General features: G+C 62.6%; 21 protein-coding genes. 13 read left to right on the top strand and 8 right to left on the bottom strand.

Features of this window, described 5'->3' with window-relative positions; translation table 11 throughout:
• Positions 1-11 precede the first annotated feature (11 nt).
• Both V7R84_RS04670 and V7R84_RS04665 read right to left on the bottom strand, forming a co-directional pair.
• Entirely contained in the window at positions 12-1,127 is a 1,116-nt protein-coding gene (locus V7R84_RS04670; protein WP_412728107.1) for an SPFH domain-containing protein, read from the bottom strand.
• 70 nt (positions 1,128-1,197) lie between these two features.
• Positions 1,198-1,662 (bottom strand): NfeD family protein, encoded by a 465-nt coding sequence (locus V7R84_RS04665; protein ID WP_338572546.1) that lies wholly within the window; start codon positions 1,660-1,662, stop codon positions 1,198-1,200.
• Between the two features lie 153 nt (positions 1,663-1,815).
• Between V7R84_RS04665 and V7R84_RS04660 the strand changes: the two genes are divergently transcribed.
• Positions 1,816-2,919, top strand: a complete 1,104-nt coding sequence (locus V7R84_RS04660; protein WP_338572544.1) for a GNAT family N-acetyltransferase — start codon at positions 1,816-1,818, stop codon at positions 2,917-2,919.
• Here V7R84_RS04660 and pgl read toward each other — a convergent pair.
• Genes pgl through zwf form a run of 3 tightly spaced genes read right to left on the bottom strand, consistent with a single transcriptional unit; the run spans position 2,901 to position 6,084 of the window.
• Entirely contained in the window at positions 2,901-3,632 is a 732-nt protein-coding gene (gene pgl, locus V7R84_RS04655) for a 6-phosphogluconolactonase (protein ID WP_338573829.1), read from the bottom strand. The two genes, V7R84_RS04660 and pgl, sit on opposite strands and share 19 nt — an antisense overlap.
• Positions 3,632-4,534, bottom strand: coding sequence for a glucose-6-phosphate dehydrogenase assembly protein OpcA (locus V7R84_RS04650; RefSeq protein ID WP_338572542.1), 903 nt, complete (start codon positions 4,532-4,534; stop codon positions 3,632-3,634). The genes pgl and V7R84_RS04650 overlap by 1 nt, the downstream gene beginning before the upstream one ends.
• A gap of 11 nt (positions 4,535-4,545) precedes the next feature.
• Positions 4,546-6,084, bottom strand: coding sequence for a glucose-6-phosphate dehydrogenase (gene zwf, locus V7R84_RS04645; RefSeq protein ID WP_338572539.1), 1,539 nt, complete (start codon positions 6,082-6,084; stop codon positions 4,546-4,548).
• Between the two features lie 127 nt (positions 6,085-6,211).
• Between zwf and V7R84_RS04640 the strand changes: the two genes are divergently transcribed.
• The 11 genes from V7R84_RS04640 (at position 6,212) to V7R84_RS04590 (ending at position 15,919) form a co-directional block, all read left to right on the top strand.
• Positions 6,212-7,555: a DUF4921 family protein gene (locus V7R84_RS04640; RefSeq protein ID WP_338572536.1), complete on the top strand. Its 1,344-nt coding sequence runs from the start codon at positions 6,212-6,214 to the stop codon at positions 7,553-7,555.
• A gap of 187 nt (positions 7,556-7,742) precedes the next feature.
• Positions 7,743-8,411, top strand: coding sequence for a helix-turn-helix transcriptional regulator (locus V7R84_RS04635; protein ID WP_338572533.1), 669 nt, complete (start codon positions 7,743-7,745; stop codon positions 8,409-8,411).
• A 4-nt stretch (positions 8,412-8,415) separates the two neighbouring features.
• Positions 8,416-9,855, top strand: coding sequence for a Fe-S cluster assembly protein SufB (gene sufB / locus V7R84_RS04630; protein WP_338572530.1), 1,440 nt, complete (start codon positions 8,416-8,418; stop codon positions 9,853-9,855).
• Complete coding sequence (sufD, locus tag V7R84_RS04625) at positions 9,855-11,063, top strand: Fe-S cluster assembly protein SufD (RefSeq protein WP_338572529.1); 1,209 nt, start codon at positions 9,855-9,857, stop codon at positions 11,061-11,063. Before sufB ends, sufD begins: the two co-directional genes overlap by 1 nt.
• On the top strand, positions 11,060-11,389 hold the full coding sequence (locus tag V7R84_RS04620; protein WP_338572527.1) for a non-heme iron oxygenase ferredoxin subunit: 330 nt from the start codon (positions 11,060-11,062) through the stop codon (positions 11,387-11,389). The genes sufD and V7R84_RS04620 overlap by 4 nt, the downstream gene beginning before the upstream one ends.
• A gap of 5 nt (positions 11,390-11,394) precedes the next feature.
• Positions 11,395-12,162 (top strand): Fe-S cluster assembly ATPase SufC, encoded by a 768-nt coding sequence (gene sufC / locus V7R84_RS04615; RefSeq protein ID WP_338572524.1) that lies wholly within the window; start codon positions 11,395-11,397, stop codon positions 12,160-12,162.
• Between the two features lie 44 nt (positions 12,163-12,206).
• Positions 12,207-13,442, top strand: a complete 1,236-nt coding sequence (locus V7R84_RS04610; protein ID WP_338572521.1) for a cysteine desulfurase — start codon at positions 12,207-12,209, stop codon at positions 13,440-13,442.
• A complete protein-coding gene (sufU, locus tag V7R84_RS04605; protein WP_338572518.1) occupies positions 13,439-13,882 on the top strand; it encodes a Fe-S cluster assembly sulfur transfer protein SufU in 444 nt (147 codons plus the stop codon). Before V7R84_RS04610 ends, sufU begins: the two co-directional genes overlap by 4 nt.
• Complete coding sequence (locus tag V7R84_RS04600) at positions 13,882-14,262, top strand: metal-sulfur cluster assembly factor (RefSeq protein ID WP_338572516.1); 381 nt, start codon at positions 13,882-13,884, stop codon at positions 14,260-14,262. The genes sufU and V7R84_RS04600 overlap by 1 nt, the downstream gene beginning before the upstream one ends.
• A gap of 113 nt (positions 14,263-14,375) precedes the next feature.
• Entirely contained in the window at positions 14,376-14,996 is a 621-nt protein-coding gene (locus V7R84_RS04595) for a DUF1269 domain-containing protein (protein ID WP_338572513.1), read from the top strand.
• Between the two features lie 101 nt (positions 14,997-15,097).
• Positions 15,098-15,919, top strand: a complete 822-nt coding sequence (locus tag V7R84_RS04590) for an alpha/beta hydrolase (protein WP_338572509.1) — start codon at positions 15,098-15,100, stop codon at positions 15,917-15,919.
• 12 nt (positions 15,920-15,931) lie between these two features.
• Here V7R84_RS04590 and V7R84_RS04585 read toward each other — a convergent pair whose 3' ends face one another.
• Genes V7R84_RS04585 through V7R84_RS04575 form a run of 3 tightly spaced genes read right to left on the bottom strand, consistent with a single transcriptional unit; the run spans position 15,932 to position 18,897 of the window.
• The gene (locus V7R84_RS04585) at positions 15,932-16,213 is read right to left on the bottom strand and encodes a hypothetical protein (protein WP_338572506.1); all 282 of its coding nucleotides are present in this window, start codon (positions 16,211-16,213) and stop codon (positions 15,932-15,934) included.
• Positions 16,214-16,224: 11 nt separating this feature from the next.
• Positions 16,225-17,697: a hypothetical protein gene (locus V7R84_RS04580; protein WP_338572503.1), complete on the bottom strand. Its 1,473-nt coding sequence runs from the start codon at positions 17,695-17,697 to the stop codon at positions 16,225-16,227.
• 15 nt (positions 17,698-17,712) lie between these two features.
• Positions 17,713-18,897 carry an SPFH domain-containing protein gene (locus V7R84_RS04575; protein ID WP_338572500.1) on the bottom strand — a complete coding sequence of 395 codons (1,185 nt, stop codon included), beginning with the start codon at positions 18,895-18,897 and terminating at the stop codon, positions 17,713-17,715.
• 135 nt (positions 18,898-19,032) lie between these two features.
• Between V7R84_RS04575 and V7R84_RS04570 the strand changes: the two genes are divergently transcribed.
• Positions 19,033-20,631: an ABC-F family ATP-binding cassette domain-containing protein gene (locus V7R84_RS04570; RefSeq protein WP_338572497.1), complete on the top strand. Its 1,599-nt coding sequence runs from the start codon at positions 19,033-19,035 to the stop codon at positions 20,629-20,631.
• Positions 20,632-20,653: the final 22 nt, after the last annotated feature.

Here is a 20,653-nt window from a genome sequence, read left to right as displayed (position 1 = left end):
GCGCGGCTGTGTTACTGCGCATCGTACGGGGTGCCGGGGCGCGGCCCCCAAGCTCCCGGGGAATCGGGGTTTTGATGTTGTGGTTGAGGGGAGGGCTGCCCTGGCCTGCGGGTGCCGCTGCCCTCCATCGCTTGGGCGTCGGCTATGGCTTGTTCCACCGTGGCGCTGCTCTTTTCATGGTCCTTCCGGGCCTGTTCTGCTATTTCGGCGTGCACATCGACCGGCTTTGGCGCGGAAAAATGCTGGGACGCCCGCGAGACGTAATCCCGCACATCGGTTGAGTTCGCCACTTGCCCCAAGCCCTTCAAGGCGTCGCTGAGTTCGCTGGGAACGATCCACATCTTGTTCGAGTCGCCACTGGCTAGGCGCGGCAGCATCTGCATGTACTGGTAGGCGAGCAGTGCCTGGTCCGGTTCTGCGGCGTGGATGGCGCTGAAAACCGTGGTGATGGCCTGGGCCTCACCCTCGGCACGCAACATCTGTGCCTGCCGGTCGGCCTGGGCGCGGAGGACAGCGGCCTCGCGATCACCTTGGGCGCGGAGAATCGCTGCCTCCCGGTCGCCGCCAGCAGAAAGGATCTGGGATTGGCGCTGTCCTTCGGCCAGCAGGATCGAGGCCCGCTTGTCGCGTTCTGCTCGGGCGCCCTTCTCCATGGCGTCGCGGATGGTCGGCGGCGGCTCGATGGTGCGCAGCTCGACCCGGTTGACCTTGATTCCCCATTTGCCGGTTGCCTCGTCCAGTACCGCACGCAGGCGCTTGTTGATCTCCTCGCGCGATGTGAGGGTGGCCTCCAGGTCCATGCCACCGATGATGTTGCGCAGGGTGGTCATGGTCAGTTGTTCGATGGCGGCACGGTAGTTCTGCGCCTCGTAGGCGGCCCGGACTGGATCGACGATCTGGAAGTAGATCACCGAGTCGATCGAGACGATGAGGTTGTCTTCGGTGATGACGCCCTGGGGTGGGAACGGCACCACCTCCTCGCGCATGTCGAGGGCGTATCGGATCTGGTCGAGGAACGGAACCACCAGATGCGGTCCAGGATCGAGTACCTTGCGGAACTTGCCGAGCCGTTCGACTATGGCCACCTGCTGTTGACGGATGATTTTCAAGGTCGCGGCCAGCAGCATGACCACGACGACGACAAGAGCAATGAGAAGGATGGTGGGTACAGGCAATGTCGCTCCTTGCGGTTTCTGGTCAGTGGGCGATGGGGTAGACGATCAAAGTGATTCCGTCGAGTTTGTAAACCTCGATTCTCTCCCCGGTCTCGATCGTAACGGTGTCATCGTAGCTGCGGGCCTGCCAGATCTGGCCATCCACCTTGACCTCACCCGAATTCGCGGTGATCTGGGTGGTCACATCTCCGAGCGAGCCGATGAGGTCATCGAGGCGGGAGCGGTATCCCGGAGCTCGACGAGTTTTCTCCAAGAGCGTGGGGCGCAGCAGGAAGAGAGTGGCCACCGCGGTGGTCAGACCAACGATCACCTGGAGCCACAGTAGGTGAGGGAGCAGCAGCGCAACCGCCCCGCCGGCAAGAGCGCCGGCCGCGAGCATCAGCAATGTCAGGTCCATGGTGAGCAACTCGGCTGCTGCCAGCAGCAGCGCCAGCACGCCCCAGGCGGCCCACGGGTTCTGGCCGGCCCAGGTTAGGAAATCAGTCATAGTGACTCCCGGTTCCTCTTCCGAAGGTGGATCGCAGCCCATTAGACCTCGGATGCGCCTTGCAGCCCGTGGCCGCTCGTTCCGGTCGTGCAATCCTCTCCATGGATTAAAGCTACCGGAAACGCTGTTCAAACCGGACGCTAAGGTGACGCAGTGACTGGTTTGGAGATCCGCGAATTCGCACTTCCTGGGATTGTGAATGAGGAATGGGCTGCCTACTGTCGCATGAACACCGATGACAGCGTCGAGGTGCTCGGCCCCCAAGGGCCCCAGAACACTCCGGAGGTCGACCTAAAAGCCGCGCATGCCGCTCTCACCGAGAGGCGGGTGCGCCGCTGGCTGGTTTGGTTCGAAAACCGGCCTGTAGGTTTCGCCAGGCTGGTGGTGAATTTCGTGGACGAGCCCGAGGGTGCGATGGCGCACATCTACGTCACGCCCGGGTGCAGGCGGCAAGGAATCGGGCAGGCGCTCGCGGAGGTGGTGCACTCAGCCTTGGAACCCGGAATCCGCTACGTCAACCTCGAGGTTCCCACCCCGGTGCCGGGCCCGGACGATGAAACATTGCCCAGTCCTGTTGGTGAGGGAGCGCTGTTGGCCTCCAGCCCGCGGGCGCGTTTCGCGCTGCGTTACGGCTTCGTCCTGGGGCAGGTGATGTGGTATTCCCGGTACAACTTCGCCGCCCCGGTCGTCTCGCTGAGCGATGTTCTCGTTACGGCCAGGGCCGTTGCCGGGCCGGACTACGAGGTGTGCTGCTTGGAGGGCGAGGTACCCCCGCGGTGGGCGACCGGTGTAGCAGTGCTGAAACAAAGCATGAGCACCGATGCGCCATCCGGTGGGCTGATCATTCCCGAAACCTCCTGGGATGCGGACCGCGTGCACGCAGAGTATGCGCGATTCAGCTCGACGAACCGGCTTTTCCTCGGGATCGTGGTGCACGAACCGACAGGAAAGGTTGTGGCGTTGAATGAGCTGTCCGCATCACGTGAGTGGCCCGACGCCATGATCCACCAGTGGGACACCATCGTGCTGCCTGAGCATCGCGGCCACCGGCTGGGAACGTTGGTCAAGGCGGCCAATCTGGAAGCGGCTCACGCGGCCTTGCCCCAAGCCCCGGCGGTCCACACCTTCAATGCAGCCGAGAACCATCACATGCTCGCCGTCAACGAGATGCTCGGGTTTCGCCGGTGCGCCGCGCTTGGGATGTTCCAGGCCGTCAGGGAACCCGTGGAATCTGCTGCTCAGAGAGGGCAGGCGTAACGGGGTGGTAACTTCGAGGCGGCTGCGTCATCGACGAACCAGTACGTGGCCTGCTGGCCGTGGACGTGGGAGGCGGGCAGGGACTCGTCACCGTCGAAAGTCCGGATCAGCGCATCGGCCTTGCCGGTACCCGTGACGATGAACCAGACCTCATCGGAGCGGTTGAGGGTCGGGATCGTCAACGAGATGCGCTCCGAGGGCGGCTTCGGGGAGTCCGTCACCCCGATCACGCTGCGGGAGGTGGAGTCGAAACTTGGATGTCCCGGGAAGATCGAGGCAACATGACCGTCCGGGCCCATCCCCAGGAAGGTCACATCGAAGCGGGTTTCCCCCAACTCGGCAGCGTATTCGGAGGCGCTGTCGTGTGGGTCAGCGCGACCGTCGCGCGCCGCCATCATGTGAATTCGTGCCGACTGGATGGGCAAGGTGCGGCCCAGCCGGCTGATGGCCTGGAGGGAGTTCCTGTCCGGGTCCGTGGCGGCCACGAAACGTTCATCCCCCCACCACAGGTGGAGGCGCCCCAAGTCGAGTTTCGCCTCGGCGGACAGATCGGCGAAACGTTCGTAGACCAGATCGGCTGTTCCTCCACCGGTCAGGCAGACATGGACATCGTCATGACCGTCCAACAGCTCCGTGATCCGCGCCATGAATCGGTGCGCGACCACATCGGCCACCTGCTGCGCCGATGTCAGGCGCACGACCCGGGTGAACATCACTCACCCACCTGTGAGGCGATGCGACTCACCACCGATTCGAAAACGTCGTCGGGGTCCATGCGCTGCAATTCCTCCATGAGTAGTTCTGTGAGAGGACGCCTTTTCAAGGCGATCTTTCGTTCCGGCTGGCCAGGCACGGCGTAACGGGCGATGGTCTCGGAACGGCCCCGATTGATGATGATGTCGCCTTGGCCGGTGGTCAGTCTCGCCTCCGAGATACCAGGCTGGTCGCTGTCCTCGTGTAGGACCGGGACCTTCAGCTGTTGCTCCAACCAAGCAACCAGAAGAGTGGAGCAGGCGTTGTCAGGGGTGGAACGCACCAGGGCGGAGGTGACCTGTTGGGGGAACTGGTCTAGGGCGGCGGCCAGCAGCGTGCGCCAACGTGTGATGCGGGTCCAGCACAGGTCCGTGTCGCCGGGAGCCAGGTTGCGGGCACGGATCGCCAGGGCCAGTTGCGGATCTGGCGCTCCCATCGAGTCGGTGATCCGTCGTGTTGCAAGTCGCCCGATCGGATCTTGAACGGGGGCGTCGGGTGCGTTGTGGGGCCACCAGACGATCGTGGGGGAGTCGGGGAGTAGCAGGGGCAGCACGACGGAGTCGCCGTGCAACGCCAGTTCGCCGTGCAGTTTGAGGGCGATCAGATCTCCTGGGAGCCCCTCGCCGACCTGGATCTTCGCGTGGAGGCCCGTCTCCCCGCCGGCTTTGGAGATGACGATGACCCTCGACGGGTGTGCCATCGCCGAGGCGTGGGCAGCCTCGAGTACCTCATCACGGTGATCGTCATCGGTGATCGCCAGCAGTGTCAGGACCATTCCGCTGGTCGGCCCGACCTCCCGGTGGGCTCTGATCAGTGCGGACGTGATGTCCTGGGTTGTGGTGTTGTTGAGTTCGATGATCACGGCTTCCTCCTCTACGGCCTACGCCAGGCGTTGCCGTCACGGGCCAGCATCTCGACTGCGCTGGCAGGGCCCCAGGTGCCCGCCGGGTAGGGATCTGGTTGGGTTGGCAGTGAAGCCCAGTAGTCGAGAACCGGATCCAGGATCTTCCAGCCGAGTTCCACCTCTTCATGCTGCGGAAACAGGGGAGGATCACCCAGCAGCACGTCCAGAATCAGGCGCTCGTAGGCCTCTGGAGAGGTCTCGGTGAAAGAACCCCCGTAGACGAAGTCCATGGAGACGTCACGGATCTCCATCTGCGTTCCCGGCACTTTGGCGCCGAAACGGAGGGTGACGCCCTCATCGGGTTGAATACGCATCACTAGGGCATTCCGTCCCAGAGCTGCAGTTTCGGTTTTCGGGAAGGGCAGGTGAGGCGCCTGTTTCAGCACGAGGGCGACCTCCGTGACCCGTCTCGGCATGCGTTTGGCGGCTCGCAGGTAGAAAGGCACTCCTGCCCAGCGGCGATTGTCTACGTCAACCCGTATTGCCGCGTAGGTCTCGGTGTGGGAATCCGGGGAAACGCCATCCTCTTCCAGGTAGCCACGAACCAGGCGGCCACCCTGCCACCCGGCGGCGTACTGGCCGCGGGCCGTGTGAGCGGCATAGTTGGGGGAAACCTGGGCGGCCGCCAGTACCTTGGTTTTCTCTGTGCGCAGTTGTGAGGCCTCGAAACTGGTCGGCTCCTCCATGGCGGTCAGGGCGAGCAGTTGCAATAGATGATTCTGGATGACGTCGCGGGCTGCTCCGATGCCGTCGTAGTATCCGGCACGGCCACCGATGCCGATGTCCTCGGCCATGGTGATCTCCACGTGGGAGACGTAGTTGCGGTTCCAGAAGGGCTCGAACAGCTCGTTGGCGAAACGCATCGCGAGCATGTTTTGAACCGTCTCCTTGCCCAGATAATGATCGATTCGGAACACCTCGTGGGGGGAGAAGAGCTGGCTGACGACGTTGTTCAGTTCGCGGGCCGAACGCAGGTCGTGGCCGAAGGGTTTCTCGATCACGACCCGGTTCCAGGTGCTTGTGTCATCACAGGTGATGGCGTTCCGTTTGAGCTGGGAGACCACCTGCTCGAAGTTCGACGGCGGAATCGACAGGTAGAAGGCGTGATTGCCGCCTGTGCCGCGGGCTTGGTCGAGTTCTTCAAGAGTGGTGCGGAGCCGGTGAAAGGCCTCATCGGAGTCGAACGTGCCCGGTACGAACCGGATGCCTTCCAGTAGCTGCTCCCAGACTTCCTCGCGGAAACGGGTTCGGGCGTTCTCCTTGACGGCGTCGTGAACAACCTTCGCAAAGTCTTGGTCGGCCCAATCACGTCGTGCGAAACCTACCAACCCGAAACCGGGTGGCAGCAGGCCACGATTCGCCAGGTCATAGACGGCCGGCATCAGTTTCTTCCGGGAGAGGTCGCCAGTGACGCCGAAGAGCACCAGTACACAGGGACCTGCAATCTTTGGCAGTCGCCGGTCTCGGGGATCATGGAGCGGGTTGCTGCTGGTCACGATTCCGACCATACCGGTTGTCGTCGCCCCGGGAGGTAGCTTGAGACGGCTGGTGCCTGAAGTATTGCTGCCCCACCCGCCCTACGTTGGTTTGTTCGTGAGGTGGAAAAACCGGTGTGGAGGGGAGCCGGGCCCGGCGATGATCTACGGTGTCGTTATGCAGCCCTACGTCAGGCAACCCGAGTATCTGTCCACCATGGCCGACGGAACGGTGAAACAGATCGGACCGCTCACCGGAACCGAGGTGTGGACCGTGCCGGGGCGGGGAAATCGTCCTCTCGGCATCCAAGGTTCCACACCCCGGCCTATCGATGAGGGAGCCCGAGGGACGTACTGCGCCTTCTGTGAACAGCGCTACCTGGAGACCCCGCCGGAGAAGGCGCGTGTGGTGCGCTCTGATGATGGCTGGGAAACGTTGCTGGAGCTTCCCGCCGAGAAATTGTTCACCACGACGGCCGAATTTCGTTGTATTCCGAACCTGTTCGAGATCCTAAGTTTCGACTACTGGCGCTCCAACTACGGTTTTGAGCTTCCGGAGTCCGTGGCCCGGCGTCAACGGGCCTATCTGGCATCCCGCGAGGGACTGGAACATCTGTTGCGGGTCACCGAGACGAAGTTGCGGGCCTCTGGGTGCGACACCAGTCAGGTGGCCGCGATGACGCAGGCACAACTTTTGGATGCGACATCCGGTTTCTTCGGCGGCGGCCACGACGTGATCGTCGCCAGAAGACACTTCATCGATGCAGCGGTTGACGACACACAGCTCGCCGGCTCCGGTGCTCTGACCCCTGAGGAGCACGAAAAATTTATCGCTTTCACGATCGATTCGTTGCGTCGTAGCTATGAGAACAATCGCTATGCCCGCTATGTGACTGTTTTCCAGAACTGGCTGAAACCGGCGGGTGCTTCCTTCGACCACCTGCACAAACAACTCGTAGCCATTGACGAACGAGGAGTTCAGCACGAGGTGGCGCTCGCCCGGCTGAGGCAGGACCCCAACCTGTTCAACGAAGTGGGGCCGAACTACGCGGGGTATCACAATCTGATCGTCGCTGAAAACGATTATGCAGTTGCCTTCGCAGGGTTTGGTCACCGATATCCGACCTTGGAGATCTACTCCTGTTCCGAGTTCTCCAACCCGTGGGAGCAGTCTCCCGAAGAAGTGCGTGGCATGTCGGATTTGATCCACGCCATGCACGCGGCAACAGGCAACGACGTGGCCTGCAACGAGGAATGGCACCACCGACCGATCGATGTCGTTCTTCCGATGCCCTGGAGAGTGATGCTCAAGTGGCGGGTTTCCACCCTCGCTGGTTTCGAAGGAGCCACCAAGATCTATCTCAATACCATCTCGCCCATCATGTTGCGGGACAGGGTGGTCGAGAAATTGCTCACCCTTCGGGAGGCTGGTTGGCTGGCTCCTGGCCTCAGGATCGCCACGGAGACCAGATGCCGTCCCAATCCATTGCGGTACTCCTGCTGATGTTGTTGGAGTACTCTGCTCGGGCGCTCCTGTGATCCCCAATAACCGATGCGGCCGTGTGCGGGAGCGGAGACTCCTGCTGGGGGTGGAAACGCGTTGGCGGGGTACTGGTTAGGCTTTCCTAGCTTGCTACGCTTGTCAGATTCCGAAAGACTGACGTGTGCAAAATCGCTGGGAGGAGGGTGTCATGAGCGCAGCCACGCAGGAAGCAGACAACTCCACCCGGGAACGGGTGGTTCGCTCCGTCCTGGAGCACGGGCCATCAACGGCGCGAGAACTCGCCGAACGACTGGCCCTGACTCCAGCAGCTATCCGTCGCCATTTGTCCGTTCTTCTGGAAGAAGGAATCCTGGGATCGCGCGAGCAACGGATCTACGGTGCGCGTGGCCGGGGTCGTCCATCCAAGGTGTTCTTCCTCACGGACGCTGGCCGGTCCGAGTTCCATCAGGCCTACGACGAACTGGCCATAGTGGCCATTCGGCGGCTGATCGAAGCCGCCGGACCACAGGCCATGGTCGACCTGGCCTCGGAACGTGTCGACGAGATCGAGGCGCGTTTCAACGAATTGCGTGCGGCTCATCCCGATCGTGCCCCGATCGAGTTGCTCACCGAGGCCTTGGGATCCACCTATGCGCCCTCTGTCAAGCCGGTTCGTTCAGGCGACCAGCTGTGTCAGCACCACTGTCCGGTGGCGCATGTCGCGGCCGAGTTCCCTCAGCTCTGCGAGGTCGAGACCCAGCTGTTCTCGCGGTTGTTGGGCAGCCATGTTCAACGGCTTGCAACCATTGCACACGGGGACGGGGTGTGTACCACCCACGTTCCCAACCCAGTCATACCGAGCAAGATCAGGAAGTGACCATATGACGACCACGTCGCAGGCTCCCGGAGTGGGAGCCACGCAGGACGAGCACCTGGAAGCCCTCAGCGGCTACCAGTATGGCTGGCATGATTCCGATGCCGCCGGTTCCGCCGCCCAGCGAGGCCTCAACGAGGCCGTGGTCAGACACATCTCCGAGCTGAAGGGCGAGCCCGATTGGATGCGGGACCTGCGCCTGAAGGCCCTCAGGTTGTTCGGCAAGAAACCCATGCCATCGTGGGGGGGCGACCTGGACGACATCGACTTCGACAACATCAAGTACTTCGTCCGCTCCACAGAGCGTCAGGCGCAGACCTGGGAGGACCTGCCCGAGGACATCAAAAACACCTATGACAGGCTCGGCATCCCCGAGGCGGAGAAGGCCCGTCTCGTGGCGGGGGTCGCGGCTCAGTACGAGTCCGAGGTGGTCTACCACAACATCAATCAGGAACTGGAACGGCAGGGCGTGATCTTCCTCGACACGGACACCGCCCTCAAGGAACATCCCGAGCTGTTCAAGGAACACTTCGCCAGCATCATCCCGGCAGGTGACAACAAGTTCGCGGCACTGAACACCGCCGTCTGGTCCGGCGGATCCTTCGTGTACGTGCCCAAGGGAGTTCACGTTTCCATCCCGTTGCAGGCCTATTTCCGGATCAACACCGAGAACATGGGCCAGTTCGAACGGACTCTGATCATCGTCGACGAGGATGCCTACGTGCACTACGTCGAGGGCTGCACCGCCCCCATCTACTCCTCCGACTCGCTGCACTCGGCGGTGGTGGAGATCATCATCAAGAAGGGCGCTCGCTGCCGCTACACGACGATCCAGAACTGGTCCAACAACGTCTACAACCTGGTGACCAAACGTGCCGTCTGCGAAGAGGGCGCCACCATGGAGTGGATCGACGGCAACATCGGTTCCAAGGTGACCATGAAGTACCCGGCCGTCTACCTCATGGGCGAGCACGCCCGAGGTGAGACCCTGTCGATCGCCTTCGCCGGCGAGGGGCAGCACCAGGACGCCGGTTCCAAGATGGTGCACTGCGCTCCCCACACATCCTCGTCGATCATCTCGAAGTCGGTCGCCCGTGGCGGTGGCCGCGCGTCGTACCGCGGTTTGGTCAAAGTCGATGCGGGGGCGCACCACTCCGCATCCTCGGTGAAGTGCGACGCGCTTCTGGTGGACACCATTTCTCGTTCCGACACCTATCCCTACGTGGACGTTCGTGAGGACGATGTCTCCATGGCCCACGAGGCGACCGTCTCCAAGGTCTCCGATGACCAGCTGTTCTACCTCATGTCCCGAGGCATGGAGGAGGATGAGGCGATGGCCATGATCGTGCGTGGTTTCGTCGAGCCCATCGCCAAGGAACTCCCCATGGAATACGCCCTGGAACTCAACCGGCTCATCGAGCTGCAGATGGAAGGTGCGGTCGGCTGATGTCGGCCCCGAAACGAAACGGACAAGAGGAAGAAAAGTTGAGCACCACTGCAGCAGCGAACGGGATCGGAGCCGTCGAGACCGTCGCATCTCACCTTCACCCCACCCCGTCGTGGGACATCGCCGATCATCCGAAGCCGACAGGTACGGAAGAGATCTGGCGCTTCACTCCGCTGAAGCGTCTCACCGGGCTGTTGGCCGAGGGTGATGTGCTTCCCGGACTCGACTGGGAGGGGGAAACCCCTGCTGGTGTGGAGTTCACAGTCATGCCCATGAGCGCGCTGCAGGACCTCGCTGTCGAACCTCCGGTGGACCGTGTCGCGGCCCTGGCGGTGACCCGCAGCGCGGAGCTGGCACTCATGCGTGTTCCCGCAGACACTGAACTTGACCAAGCCGACGTCCATGTCGGGACCGGGAACGGCGCAGAGGCGGCAGAGGTCTTCGTGTTGGAGGTCGGAGCTAATGCCCGCGCCACCATCGTGTTCCATTACAAGGGCAGCGGATCCTACGCCGCGAAGTACGACATTCGGGTTGGTGATGGAGCCGAGGTGAACCTCGTGTATGTCAATGACTGGGATGCAGACGCCGTCCATGGCGGTCAGATCAGCCTCGAGGTTGGACGTGACGCCCGGGTCCGCACCGTCCAGGCTTCACTCGGTGGTGCCGTGGTCCGACTCCAGGAGAACGCCCGTTTCACGGGCCCCGGCGGTGAACTCGAGCAGTACGGTCTCTACTTTGTTGATGCCGGGCAACACATCCAGCATCGCCTCTTCGTCGACCATAACGCCCCGAAGACCAGGTCCAATGTGGACTATCGCGGTGCGCTGCAAGGCGAGGGCGCGAACTCGGTGTGGATAGGTGACGTGCTGATCCGGAAGGTCGCGGAAGGCATCGAAACCTACGAGTCCAACAAGAACCTCGTCCTCACCGACGGCTGCCGGGCCGATTCCGTTCCCAACCTAGAGATCGAGACAGGCGAGATCGAGGGGGCCGGTCACAGCTCCACCACCGGTCGTTTTGATGATCTCCAGCTCTTCTACCTGCGTTCTCGCGGCATCCCGGAGGCCGAGGCCCGGCGTCTCGTCGTGCACGGTTTCTTCAACGACATCATCCGGCGTATCGGCGTCCCCGAGGTTGAAGAGAGGCTGCTGGCACAGGTGGAGAAGGAACTTGACATGGCGACCGAAGCCATGAGGGCTGCTCAGTGAGCTTCGTCGCTGTTGCCACCCTCGACGAGCTGATCCCCGAGGTCCCGCTCGCCGTCGACGAGCACGAGATCGCCATCGTGTTTCACCGGGGCGAATACTTCGCCATCCACAATCTCTGCAGTCACGGGCACGTCCCCCTGAGCGACGGGGACGTCGAGGATGGCTCGATAGAGTGCTACCTCCATGGCTCCCGTTTTGATCTGCGAAACGGTCGCGCCCTCTGCCTGCCAGCTACGGAACCCGTCAATGTCTACCCGGTCCAGATCGAGGATCAGCAGGTGCTGGTCGATCTCGACCACCCCATCACCGAATTCCAGGAGTCCTGAAAACCATGTCCAATCTCGTCATCTCCGACCTCCATGTCGACGTCCTGACCGAGGAGGGGCCCAAACAGATCCTCAAGGGTGTGGACCTCACCGTGAACTCCGGTGAAGTGCACGCGATCATGGGCCCCAACGGTTCCGGGAAGTCCACCCTCGCTTACTCCATCGCGGGGCACCCCAAGTATGAGATCACATCCGGGTCCGTGACCCTCGATGGAGTGGAGCTGACTGACCTCACCGTCGACGAACGCGCCCGACAGGGCCTGTTCCTGGCGATGCAGTATCCCGTCGAGGTGCCAGGGGTGTCCGTGGCGAACTTCCTCCGTACCGCCAAGACCGCTCTCGACGGCGAGGCCCCCAAGATCCGCACCTGGGTCAAGGACGTGGAGAAAGTCCTGAACGGCATGAACCTGGACAGTTCCTTCTCCGCGCGCTCCGTCAACGAGGGCTTCTCGGGTGGTGAGAAGAAACGTCACGAGATCGCCCAGCTGGAGCTTCTCAACCCCAAGGCCGCCATTCTCGACGAGACTGACTCCGGCCTTGACATCGACGCCCTGCGTATCGTCTCAGAAGGGGTCAACCGCTACTCGGCCCAAGGAGATCGGGCTGTGATGCTCATCACCCACTACACCCGCATCCTGCGCTACATCGAACCCACCTTCGTTCACGTTTTCGTCGATGGACGCATCGTTGACCAGGGCGGACGTGAACTGGCCGACAAACTCGAGGCCGAGGGCTACGAGGCCTACGTCAAGGCGGCAAGCGCCAACGCCTGAGTCGCCAGGGCAGGCAACGGTAGCCGAGGAAGGAGAGGACCGAAATGACCTTTGACGTCGAAACGATTCGACGGGATTTTCCCATCCTGGGTCGTACGGTAGGGGAGCATTCTCTGGTTTACCTGGATTCGGCCAACACATCCCAGAAACCCCGGGTGGTCGTCGACGCGATCGCCGAGCACTACCTGCAGCACAACGCCAACGTGGCGCGCGCGATGCACGTGCTCGGCGCCGAGGCCACCGAGGCCTACGAGGGAGCACGGGCTCTGGTGGCATCCTTCATCGGTGCCGCGGCGCCGGAGGAGGTGATTTTCACCAGGAACGCATCCGAGGCACTCAACCTAGTGGCCAACACCGTGGCCGCTCGGCTGATCCCCGGCGACGAAGTGGTGATCTCCGTCATGGAACATCACTCGAACATTGTTCCCTGGCAGCTGGTGTGTGAACGGACCGGGGCGGTGCTCCGCTGGTTCGACGTCACCGACGAGGGCCGGCTCGATCTCGAGGCCGCCGAACGCGACGGACTGATCAACGAACGTACCAAGGTGGTCTCCGTCACCCACGTGAGCAACGTGCTGGGTACCCGCAACCCGGTGGACGATATCGCCGCCAAGGCTCATGCGGTCGGGGCAGTGATGGTGGTTGACGCGTCCCAGTCGGCACCTCACCAGAGCATTGATGTCACCAAGCTCGGAGCTGACCTGGTGGCCTTCACCGGACACAAGATGTGCGGTCCGACCGGCATCGGTGTGCTGTGGGGCAGGGGAGAGCTCCTGGAGTCGCTGCCTCCCTTCCTCGGAGGGGGGGAGATGATCGAGGTGGTTGAGATGACCCACTCCACCTACGCGGACCCGCCCCACCGGTTTGAAGCCGGCACCCCGCCGATCGCCCAAGCAGCAGGGCTCGCTTCCGCCATCAGGTACCTGCAGGGGATCGGGATGGACGCCATCGCCGCCCACGAACACGAATTGACCGAGTACATGCTTGCCAAGCTGACCAGCATCGACGGGCTGGTGTTGCTAGGACCGGCGGAGGCTGTTGAACGTGGATCGGCGTGCTCGTTCAACCTGCAGGGCATCCACCCGCATGACGTCATGCAGGTGCTAGACTCCCGCGGCATCGCTATCAGGGGTGGGCACCACTGCGCCAGGCCGTTGCACAGGAGACTTGGTCACCAGAGTTCCACCCGGGCATCGGCCTACCTGTACACGACCTGGGAGGAGATCGACGCACTGGCGGATGCGCTGGTGTTTACCCGCGACTATTTTGGAGCACGATGAACCTCGACGAGCTCTATCAGACGATCATCCTCGACCACTACCGCGAGAAGCATCACAGTGGGCTGCGGGAGCCGTACGAGGTCGAGGTACATCACGTCAACCCGTCCTGCGGGGATGAGCTGACCCTGCGCGTCCACCTGGACGGCGACACGATCGCCGACATGTCCTACGACGGCGAGGGCTGCTCCATCTCACAGGCCTCCACATCGGTCCTGGGCGATCTCGTGATCGGCCAGGACATCGATCATTTCTCCGGACTCTACGATGAATTCCTGGAGATGATGCACTCCAAGGGGGCAATCACCCCCGACGAGGACCGCTTCGAGGACGCCATCGCTTTCGCAGGCGTCTCGAAGTTCCCCGCACGCGTCAAGTGCGCCCTGCTCGCCTGGTCGGCCCTGAGGGACGCCGTCAACCAGGCCTCAGCAAAGGAGAACTGATGTACACCCCGGACCCACGTCCTTCAGATCTGGTCAAGGACGAACTCCCCGACGACAACCCGACCCCTCCGATCCCCACCGAGGAGGAGGTCGAGGAGGCGATGAAGGACGTCGTCGATCCCGAGCTGATGGTCAACGTCGTCGACCTCGGTCTGCTCTACGGGGTCACCGTGGACGAGGAGGCCAACGTCACCCTCGACATGACCCTCACATCACCCACCTGCCCGCTGACCGATCGCATCGAGTACGACACCAAATACGCGCTCGAAGGCCTCGCGAACTCGGTGACCATCAACTGGGTGTGGCTGCCGCCGTGGACCCTGGAAATGATCACCGAGGACGGCCGCGAACAGCTGCGTGCCATCGGCTACAACCTCTGAGGTCCGGCGCGCCTGGACCGGACCGGGCCTTCCCCCGGGTAGCGTCGAAACACCCGCTTGCGGCCGAGATCCGGCTGTTGCGATTCGATCGCGGGGAGTGAACAGGAGGACGCATGTCCGAAAGCATTGTCGTTTTGACCGTCCCAACCCACAGCGGCACCTACGAGGCGTTCAGCAAACTCAGGAACGCTCCCGGATTCCACCTGGGCGCGGCCGTCGTCGTCGAACGCGACGAGAACGGCCAGGTCCGGGTCGCTGACGGGGTGGATCGCGAGACCGGCGCCGCCACCACCGGCGGATCGCTGGTCGGGATGCTCGTCGGCGTGCTCGGCGGGCCGCTGGGTATGCTCCTCGGCCTGGGAGCCGGGGCGCTGGCCGGTTCGTTCGTCGACGCCAGCCGCCTTGAGTTCGGGGACGACATCGTCTCCGACTTCGCCAGGACCGTGTCCCCGGGCGGCAACGCGATCCTGGCCCAGGTGACGGAGGACGGCACCGCGGCGCTCGACGCTTTCGCGGCCAGCGTGGACGGTGTCCTGGTGAGGCGGCCCGTCGCCGAGGTCATCAGTGAGATCGAGGCCCAGCAGCAGGCCGCTGAGGCGGCAGCCGAGGCCGCGCGGAAGGCCCTGCGGGACCAGAAGCGCCAGGAACGCCAGGAGAAGGCGCAGGAACGCCTCGACAAGATACAGGAACGTTTCAACGCGCTGAAGGCGAAGTTCCGGGACGAGAAGAAGTGATGTCGCACTGAACCCACTCCGGCCCCGTTGAAACCGGGGCCGGAGTCGTTCCGGGAGGACGTCGAGTAGTCTCGGGGAAAGCCGATGATTGGAGGACCAGGATGCCGAAGCTGACCACACCCGACCGAGTGAACCTGAACTACACCGACATCGGATCCGGGCGACCCATCGTGATGATCCACGGCTGGCCGCTGTCCGGGGCCGCCTTTGCCGACAACGCCACGGTGTTCGCAGCCGCCGGATACCGTGTGATCACCTACGACCGGCGCGGATTCGGTCAGTCCGGGAAACCCCGCGACGGCTACGACTACGACACCTTGGCAGCCGACCTGGACGCCCTGCTTACCGGACTCGATCTGCATGATGTGGCCCTGCTCGGGTTCTCCATGGGCGGCGGTGAGGTAGCACGTTACTTGGCGACGCGCGGATCAGGGCGTGTCGGCGCGGCGATCCTGTCCGGGTCCATCTGCCCGGCCCTGTGCATCACCAAGGACAATCCCGACGGCGCCATGCCCCGTGAGGGATTCCAGGAACTGGCGGACGCCTGCGCCGCCGACCACGCCGGTTTCGTCGACCAGTTCTGCGGGTGGTTCTACAGCAACGATCAAGGACTCACCGTTCCCGAGGAGGTGCGGCGCCGCGCGGTTGAGATCGCCCAGCAATCGGCCCCGCACGCCGCGGTCGCGACCATTCTCGCTTGGACCGAGGACCTGCGCGAGGACTGCCGCCGCATCGACGTTCCATTGCTGGTGATTCACGGGGACGGGGACCAGAACGTGCCACTGGCAAAATCCAGCGCCCGTGTGCCCGAGTACGTTCCGCAGGCGCAACTGGTCGTCATCGAGGGCGGGCCGCACGGAATCAACGTCTCCCACGCAGATCAGTGGAACAAGGCCATTCTCGATTTCCTGGCCGGCATTTGACGCAGGGCGCGGTCACTGGGGCCGCAGCCGGTTCCTCGGGTCTCTGGAGTATTCGTGGCCCGGCACGTGCTTGTCCTGCGTGCGACCGATGGAGTCGAAGTAGGTGTCCGACCCCTGGACGTCCTGGAGGTCGACGCGGGTGGTTCTCTCGAACTGATAGGACTTGTCGGCGTTCCTGTATCGCGACATGACGTAGCCGTAGAAAGCGATGGCTGCGACTGGCCCCAGCGCCAACAGGATAAACCGGAAATTTCCTGAGGACGAGCGTTCCAACAGAACCATCCAGAAGGACATGTCCGCTCCCATCACAAGGTTGCCACGAACAGCACCAGCCCGATTGCGGTGCCGATGACGAAAATCAGGAAGGTTATCAGGTACAGCAATGTCCGGTTGATGGGCACCGACCCCATCACGTTGCCGTTCTGACCGTTGACCGCCACGAAATGCTTCAACCTGAGATCGGGCTGGTAGTAGGAGTACAACCACACAGGCAGGTAGACCGTCACCCAGCGCGAACCTTGGAGATCGACGTGTTCGGAATCCCAGCGGACACCTCGGTCGTACCTGTCCACCATGTTCTCCCCTTTTGCGCGGGCGATGCTGAGTAGGTGGTCCCAGACGGCGTGGTCCATCTCGGTGATGTTCACGTCGCGCCGTTCACTCGTGAAGCCTCGAAGATAGTTCGGGTTGTAGCGTAAGGCGTCCTTGACGTTGAAGGGCAGGATCGCATTGATGATGTTGTTCGTCTGCGATGGATCGGCCATGTTTCCGCGTTCCCGGTTGGACTCCAGCAGCAGATCGTCGACGCTCATGTCAAAACTTCGTGCCACGTTGTAGATATCTGCCGAATAGTAGGTCTCCCAGGAATCCCCATGTTTCTCGGTCCAGCTTCCGGTCTGCACCTCGCCTTGACCTGTCAGATCGGCATGGGCCTGTCCATCGAAGACAAAGTAGGGAAGATAGACACCGACCACGTTTTCAGGCGCGAACTCCTGCTTGAACTTGGGGTGGGCGTAGAACTTCCGCTGCTCCACGAATCCACGGATGATCTCGACGGCGTCGTGCTGAAGTACCAGGAATGGGGCTACGGCATCAGGTGCCGCACCATTGCTGATCCTGGCGTTGGGGGAGAGATAGCTACGGCACCAGTGACAGCGCACCTGCACGGTTTCGTGTACATCGATGACCACCTCGGCGCCGCAGCCGCTGCATTTCAAGGTGACCATGTTCTGCTCGGCCAGATCCTGCGAAGAGTGGGTCACCACGGTGCCCTCTAGCTCCTGGATCCCGCCGGTCAGGTCGACCTGGTCCTCCAAACGGGGCTCGTTGTAGCGGGACCGGCAGTTCGCGCAGACCATGGCACGGACCTCGACGATGTAACGGATGTCCGTGCCTCCGCAGTTGGGGCACTTGATCATCACTCCGGTACGACCGTCGTCAGGAAGCTCGATCACCTGGGGTTCGGATGCTGGTTCCTGGGAGTCCTGCTGCAGAGGTGCTGGCTCCCCGGGCTGTCCCGGGGCCGTGGGAACACTGGGCGATGCCGTGACATGGCCCAGGTTGGCGTACGGGTTCTCGCTCAGCGGATGGGGGACCTGCTGAGGTGGGAGAACGACCGGTTGTTGCGGTTGCGGGGGGTACCCGGCCCAGGGTTGCTGAGCCTGGGGGTACCCGGTGGGTTGTTGCGATGGCGGGTAGCCGTGTGGTTGTTGTGGGGGAACCCCGGGTGGCCAGGGTTGCTGCTCCCAGCCCTGGCCGCCGCTTCCGGAGGCTGTCATGGTATTGGTGCTCTCTTACAGCCCGAGCAGCCGCTTCTTCAGCGTGTCGAACTCCTCCTGGGAGACCACCCCGGCGTCGAGCAGCTCTTTCATCTGCTTCAGTTTCGTGACGGGATCCTCGTGAGGTGCTGTCTGTTCAGGCTGTGCGGTTTGTGCCGGTGCGGGCTGTTGCGCCGGCTGCTGGAAGCTACCCATCATTCCACCCATCATGGGAACCCCGACGCCCATGCCGACCAGTCCCTGACCGCCTCCGGTCTCGCCTGCGGACTGGATTCCACGTGCCACGGACTGCTGCATGAAGGAAGCGCCCCGGTCTCCACGCAACGCGTCCGCCTTCTTCACGTCAGAGAGCAGCGCTCGGGTGTCCTCGTCGTACTCGATGGCTGCCAAAGCGACCCGTTCAATGAGAAGGCCACGCCCGGAACGCCACTGGTAGTTCTCTTCGACGGCCTCGCTGAGGGATTTCGCGAACCCGACGGAATCCTGCTGTAGTCGCGTGATGCGATTCTCGCGTCCAGGATCGTTCGTGTACTTCGAGAAGGCGGCGCCCAGGCTGGATACAACTTCGGTGAAAAGCTGATCGGTGACGGGGTTGTCGAAATCAGCGAAATCGAAGACTTGGTTGTTCGCGATGGTAGCGCCGGGGATGACTGTGGAGATGAACAGCAGGGGATCAATGATTCGCAGCGTATAGCTGCCACGGGTGATCGCCCCCACCTGTGCCCCGAGATAGGCGTCATCCCAATAGATCTCGGACTGGGTGCCGAAGCGGTTGTCCGGGATCTCCTTGAGATTGATGAAGAAGGCCTGCTGCATCGCGTTCGGTCGGCCACCGAACTTGATGCGCTCCCATGTGTTGTGGATAACCTGGCCGAAGACCCCGTCGCCGGCGAAAACCGACTGGGAGGAGGGGTCCTGGCCGCGGAACTCGAACCCTCCAGACTCAGCTACGAAACCGGTGATCCTCCCGTCCTGGAAGGTGACGAGTCCGTAACCGTCGGGAACCACAATCTTTGAGCCGTTGCTGATGAGATTTTCCGAGCCCTTGGTGTTGGCACCGCGTCCCGCGTTCCTTCCCTCATGGACGGCAGGAAAGAACGCAGCCGTCGGGCTGATGCCGCTGGGGACCGTGAGGAAGTCCAGCCATTGATCGGCGAAGACACCACCGAGGGCGCCCGTGAAGGCCTTGATGAAACCCATGTTCTAACTCCTGACTCAGCTGGGAAAGCCATCCACGATGGCCTCTCTTCATGGTGCCAGATCCCTGGGACCATATGCGCAACGGGCGGGTGATCAGATCATGTCCTCAGCAGCAGGAAGGTAGAATTCGCCGACGTGCTGCAGGTCAAGGAAGTGGAGGTACGTGCGGGTGCGCGGCTCCTGTTGTCCCCGGTCAGTTTCCAGGTCGCCGCGGGGGATCGCATCGGATTGGTGGGTCGTAACGGTGCCGGGAAGACGACCTTGACCCGCATACTTGCTGGAGAAGGGCTACCAGCGGCTGGTGTCGTCACCCGCTCTGGGCAGATCGGTTACCTGCCGCAGGATCCCCGCTCGGGGGAGCCGGAGCAGCTTGCGCGTGACCGGATACTGGGTGCGCGCGGGCTGGACCAGGTGATGGTGCGTCTCAGGCGGGCCGAGCAGGAGATGAGCTCTTCGCAGGGAATGGCGCGGGAGAAGGCCATGGCTGCCTACGCCCGGGCCGAGAATGCGTTGCTGTCGGCGGGGGGATACGCGGCCGAGGCGGAAGCGGCTCGGATCGCCGCCAACCTTGGGCTTCCGGAGCGTGTCCTCGGGCAACCGCTCTATACCCTCTCGGGTGGTCAGCGGCGTCGGATTGAGCTGGCCCGGATCCTGTTCTCCGACGCCGACACCCTCCTGCTGGATGAGCCCACCAACCATCTCGATGCGGATTCCATAACCTGGTTGAAGGGCTATCTGCAGGGCTTCGGAGGCGGTTTGGTGGTGATTAGTCACGACGTCGGTCTGCTCGAAGCGGTCGTGAACAAGGTGTTCCACCTGGACGCCAACCGCGCCGAACTGGATCTCTATGCGATGGATTGGAAACGCTATCTGCAGCAACGGGAGACCGACGAGAAGCGTCGCAAGAGGGAACGCCTGAATGCGGAGCGCAAGGCGTCGCAGCTGATGGCCCAGGCAGATCGGATGCGAGCCAAAGCCACCAAGGCAGTTGCTGCTCAGAACATGGCCAAACGCGCCGAGAAACTGTTGTCCGGTATCGAGGGAGAACGGGAGCACGACAAGGTGGCTCGGATCCGTTTTCCCGACCCGGCACCCTGCGGTAAGACCCCGTTGATGGCTCACGATCTCTCGAAAGCATACGGCTCGCTAGAGGTGTTCACCGCTGTCGATCTCGCCATTGACAAGGGCTCCAAAGTGGTCATCCTCGGATTGAACGGCGCCGGAAAGACCACGATGCTGCGGCTTCTCGCCGGGCTGGAGGAGCCCGATGTAGGGGAGCGGGTCCTGGGGCACGGAGCCCGGCTCGGCTACTACGCGCAGGAACACGAAACCCTCGATACCGGAAGAACAGTGCTGGAGAACATGGTTTCAGCGTCCCCCGACATGGGAGACGTGGAGGTGCGCAAAGTGCTCGGCTCCTTCCTGTTCAGCGGTGATGATGTGGACAAGCCCGCGAGGGTGCTCTCCGGCGGGGAGAAAACTCGTTTGGCATTGGCCATGCTGGTCGTCTCCGCCTCCAACGTACTGCTGCTCGACGAACCGACGAACAACCTCGACCCGGCCTCTCGGGCGGAGGTACTATCCGCCCTGCGCTCTTACTCGGGGGCCGTCGTGCTCGTCACCCACGATCCGGGGGCGGTTGAGGCCCTGGAACCGGACCGGGTGCTGGTCCTGCCGGATGGGGTCGAGGACCTGTGGAGTGATGACTATGCCGAACTCATCACCTTGGCGTGAAGAATCAGTTCTTGACCATTTT

This window comes from Arachnia propionica (assembly GCF_037055325.1).
Taxonomy (GTDB): domain Bacteria; phylum Actinomycetota; class Actinomycetes; order Propionibacteriales; family Propionibacteriaceae; genus Arachnia.
This window is presented reverse-complemented; position numbering and strand designations above follow the sequence as displayed.

Coding starts and splice junctions, on each gene's coding strand:
- V7R84_RS04670 (WP_412728107.1), bottom strand. CDS start 1,127: ATGCTGCTGGCCGCGACCTTGAAAATCATCCGTCAACAGCAGGTGGCC.
- V7R84_RS04665 (WP_338572546.1), bottom strand. CDS start 1,662: ATGACTGATTTCCTAACCTGGGCCGGCCAGAACCCGTGGGCCGCCTGG.
- pgl (WP_338573829.1), bottom strand. CDS start 3,632: ATGTTCACCCGGGTCGTGCGCCTGACATCGGCGCAGCAGGTGGCCGAT.
- zwf (WP_338572539.1), bottom strand. CDS start 6,084: ATGGTCGGAATCGTGACCAGCAGCAACCCGCTCCATGATCCCCGAGAC.
- V7R84_RS04640 (WP_338572536.1), top strand. CDS start 6,212: ATGATCTACGGTGTCGTTATGCAGCCCTACGTCAGGCAACCCGAGTAT.
- V7R84_RS04635 (WP_338572533.1), top strand. CDS start 7,743: ATGAGCGCAGCCACGCAGGAAGCAGACAACTCCACCCGGGAACGGGTG.
- sufB (WP_338572530.1), top strand. CDS start 8,416: ATGACGACCACGTCGCAGGCTCCCGGAGTGGGAGCCACGCAGGACGAG.
- sufD (WP_338572529.1), top strand. CDS start 9,855: ATGTCGGCCCCGAAACGAAACGGACAAGAGGAAGAAAAGTTGAGCACC.
- sufC (WP_338572524.1), top strand. CDS start 11,395: ATGTCCAATCTCGTCATCTCCGACCTCCATGTCGACGTCCTGACCGAG.
- V7R84_RS04610 (WP_338572521.1), top strand. CDS start 12,207: ATGACCTTTGACGTCGAAACGATTCGACGGGATTTTCCCATCCTGGGT.
- sufU (WP_338572518.1), top strand. CDS start 13,439: ATGAACCTCGACGAGCTCTATCAGACGATCATCCTCGACCACTACCGC.
- V7R84_RS04600 (WP_338572516.1), top strand. CDS start 13,882: ATGTACACCCCGGACCCACGTCCTTCAGATCTGGTCAAGGACGAACTC.
- V7R84_RS04595 (WP_338572513.1), top strand. CDS start 14,376: ATGTCCGAAAGCATTGTCGTTTTGACCGTCCCAACCCACAGCGGCACC.
- V7R84_RS04590 (WP_338572509.1), top strand. CDS start 15,098: ATGCCGAAGCTGACCACACCCGACCGAGTGAACCTGAACTACACCGAC.
- V7R84_RS04585 (WP_338572506.1), bottom strand. CDS start 16,213: ATGTCCTTCTGGATGGTTCTGTTGGAACGCTCGTCCTCAGGAAATTTC.
- V7R84_RS04580 (WP_338572503.1), bottom strand. CDS start 17,697: ATGACAGCCTCCGGAAGCGGCGGCCAGGGCTGGGAGCAGCAACCCTGG.
- V7R84_RS04575 (WP_338572500.1), bottom strand. CDS start 18,897: ATGGGTTTCATCAAGGCCTTCACGGGCGCCCTCGGTGGTGTCTTCGCC.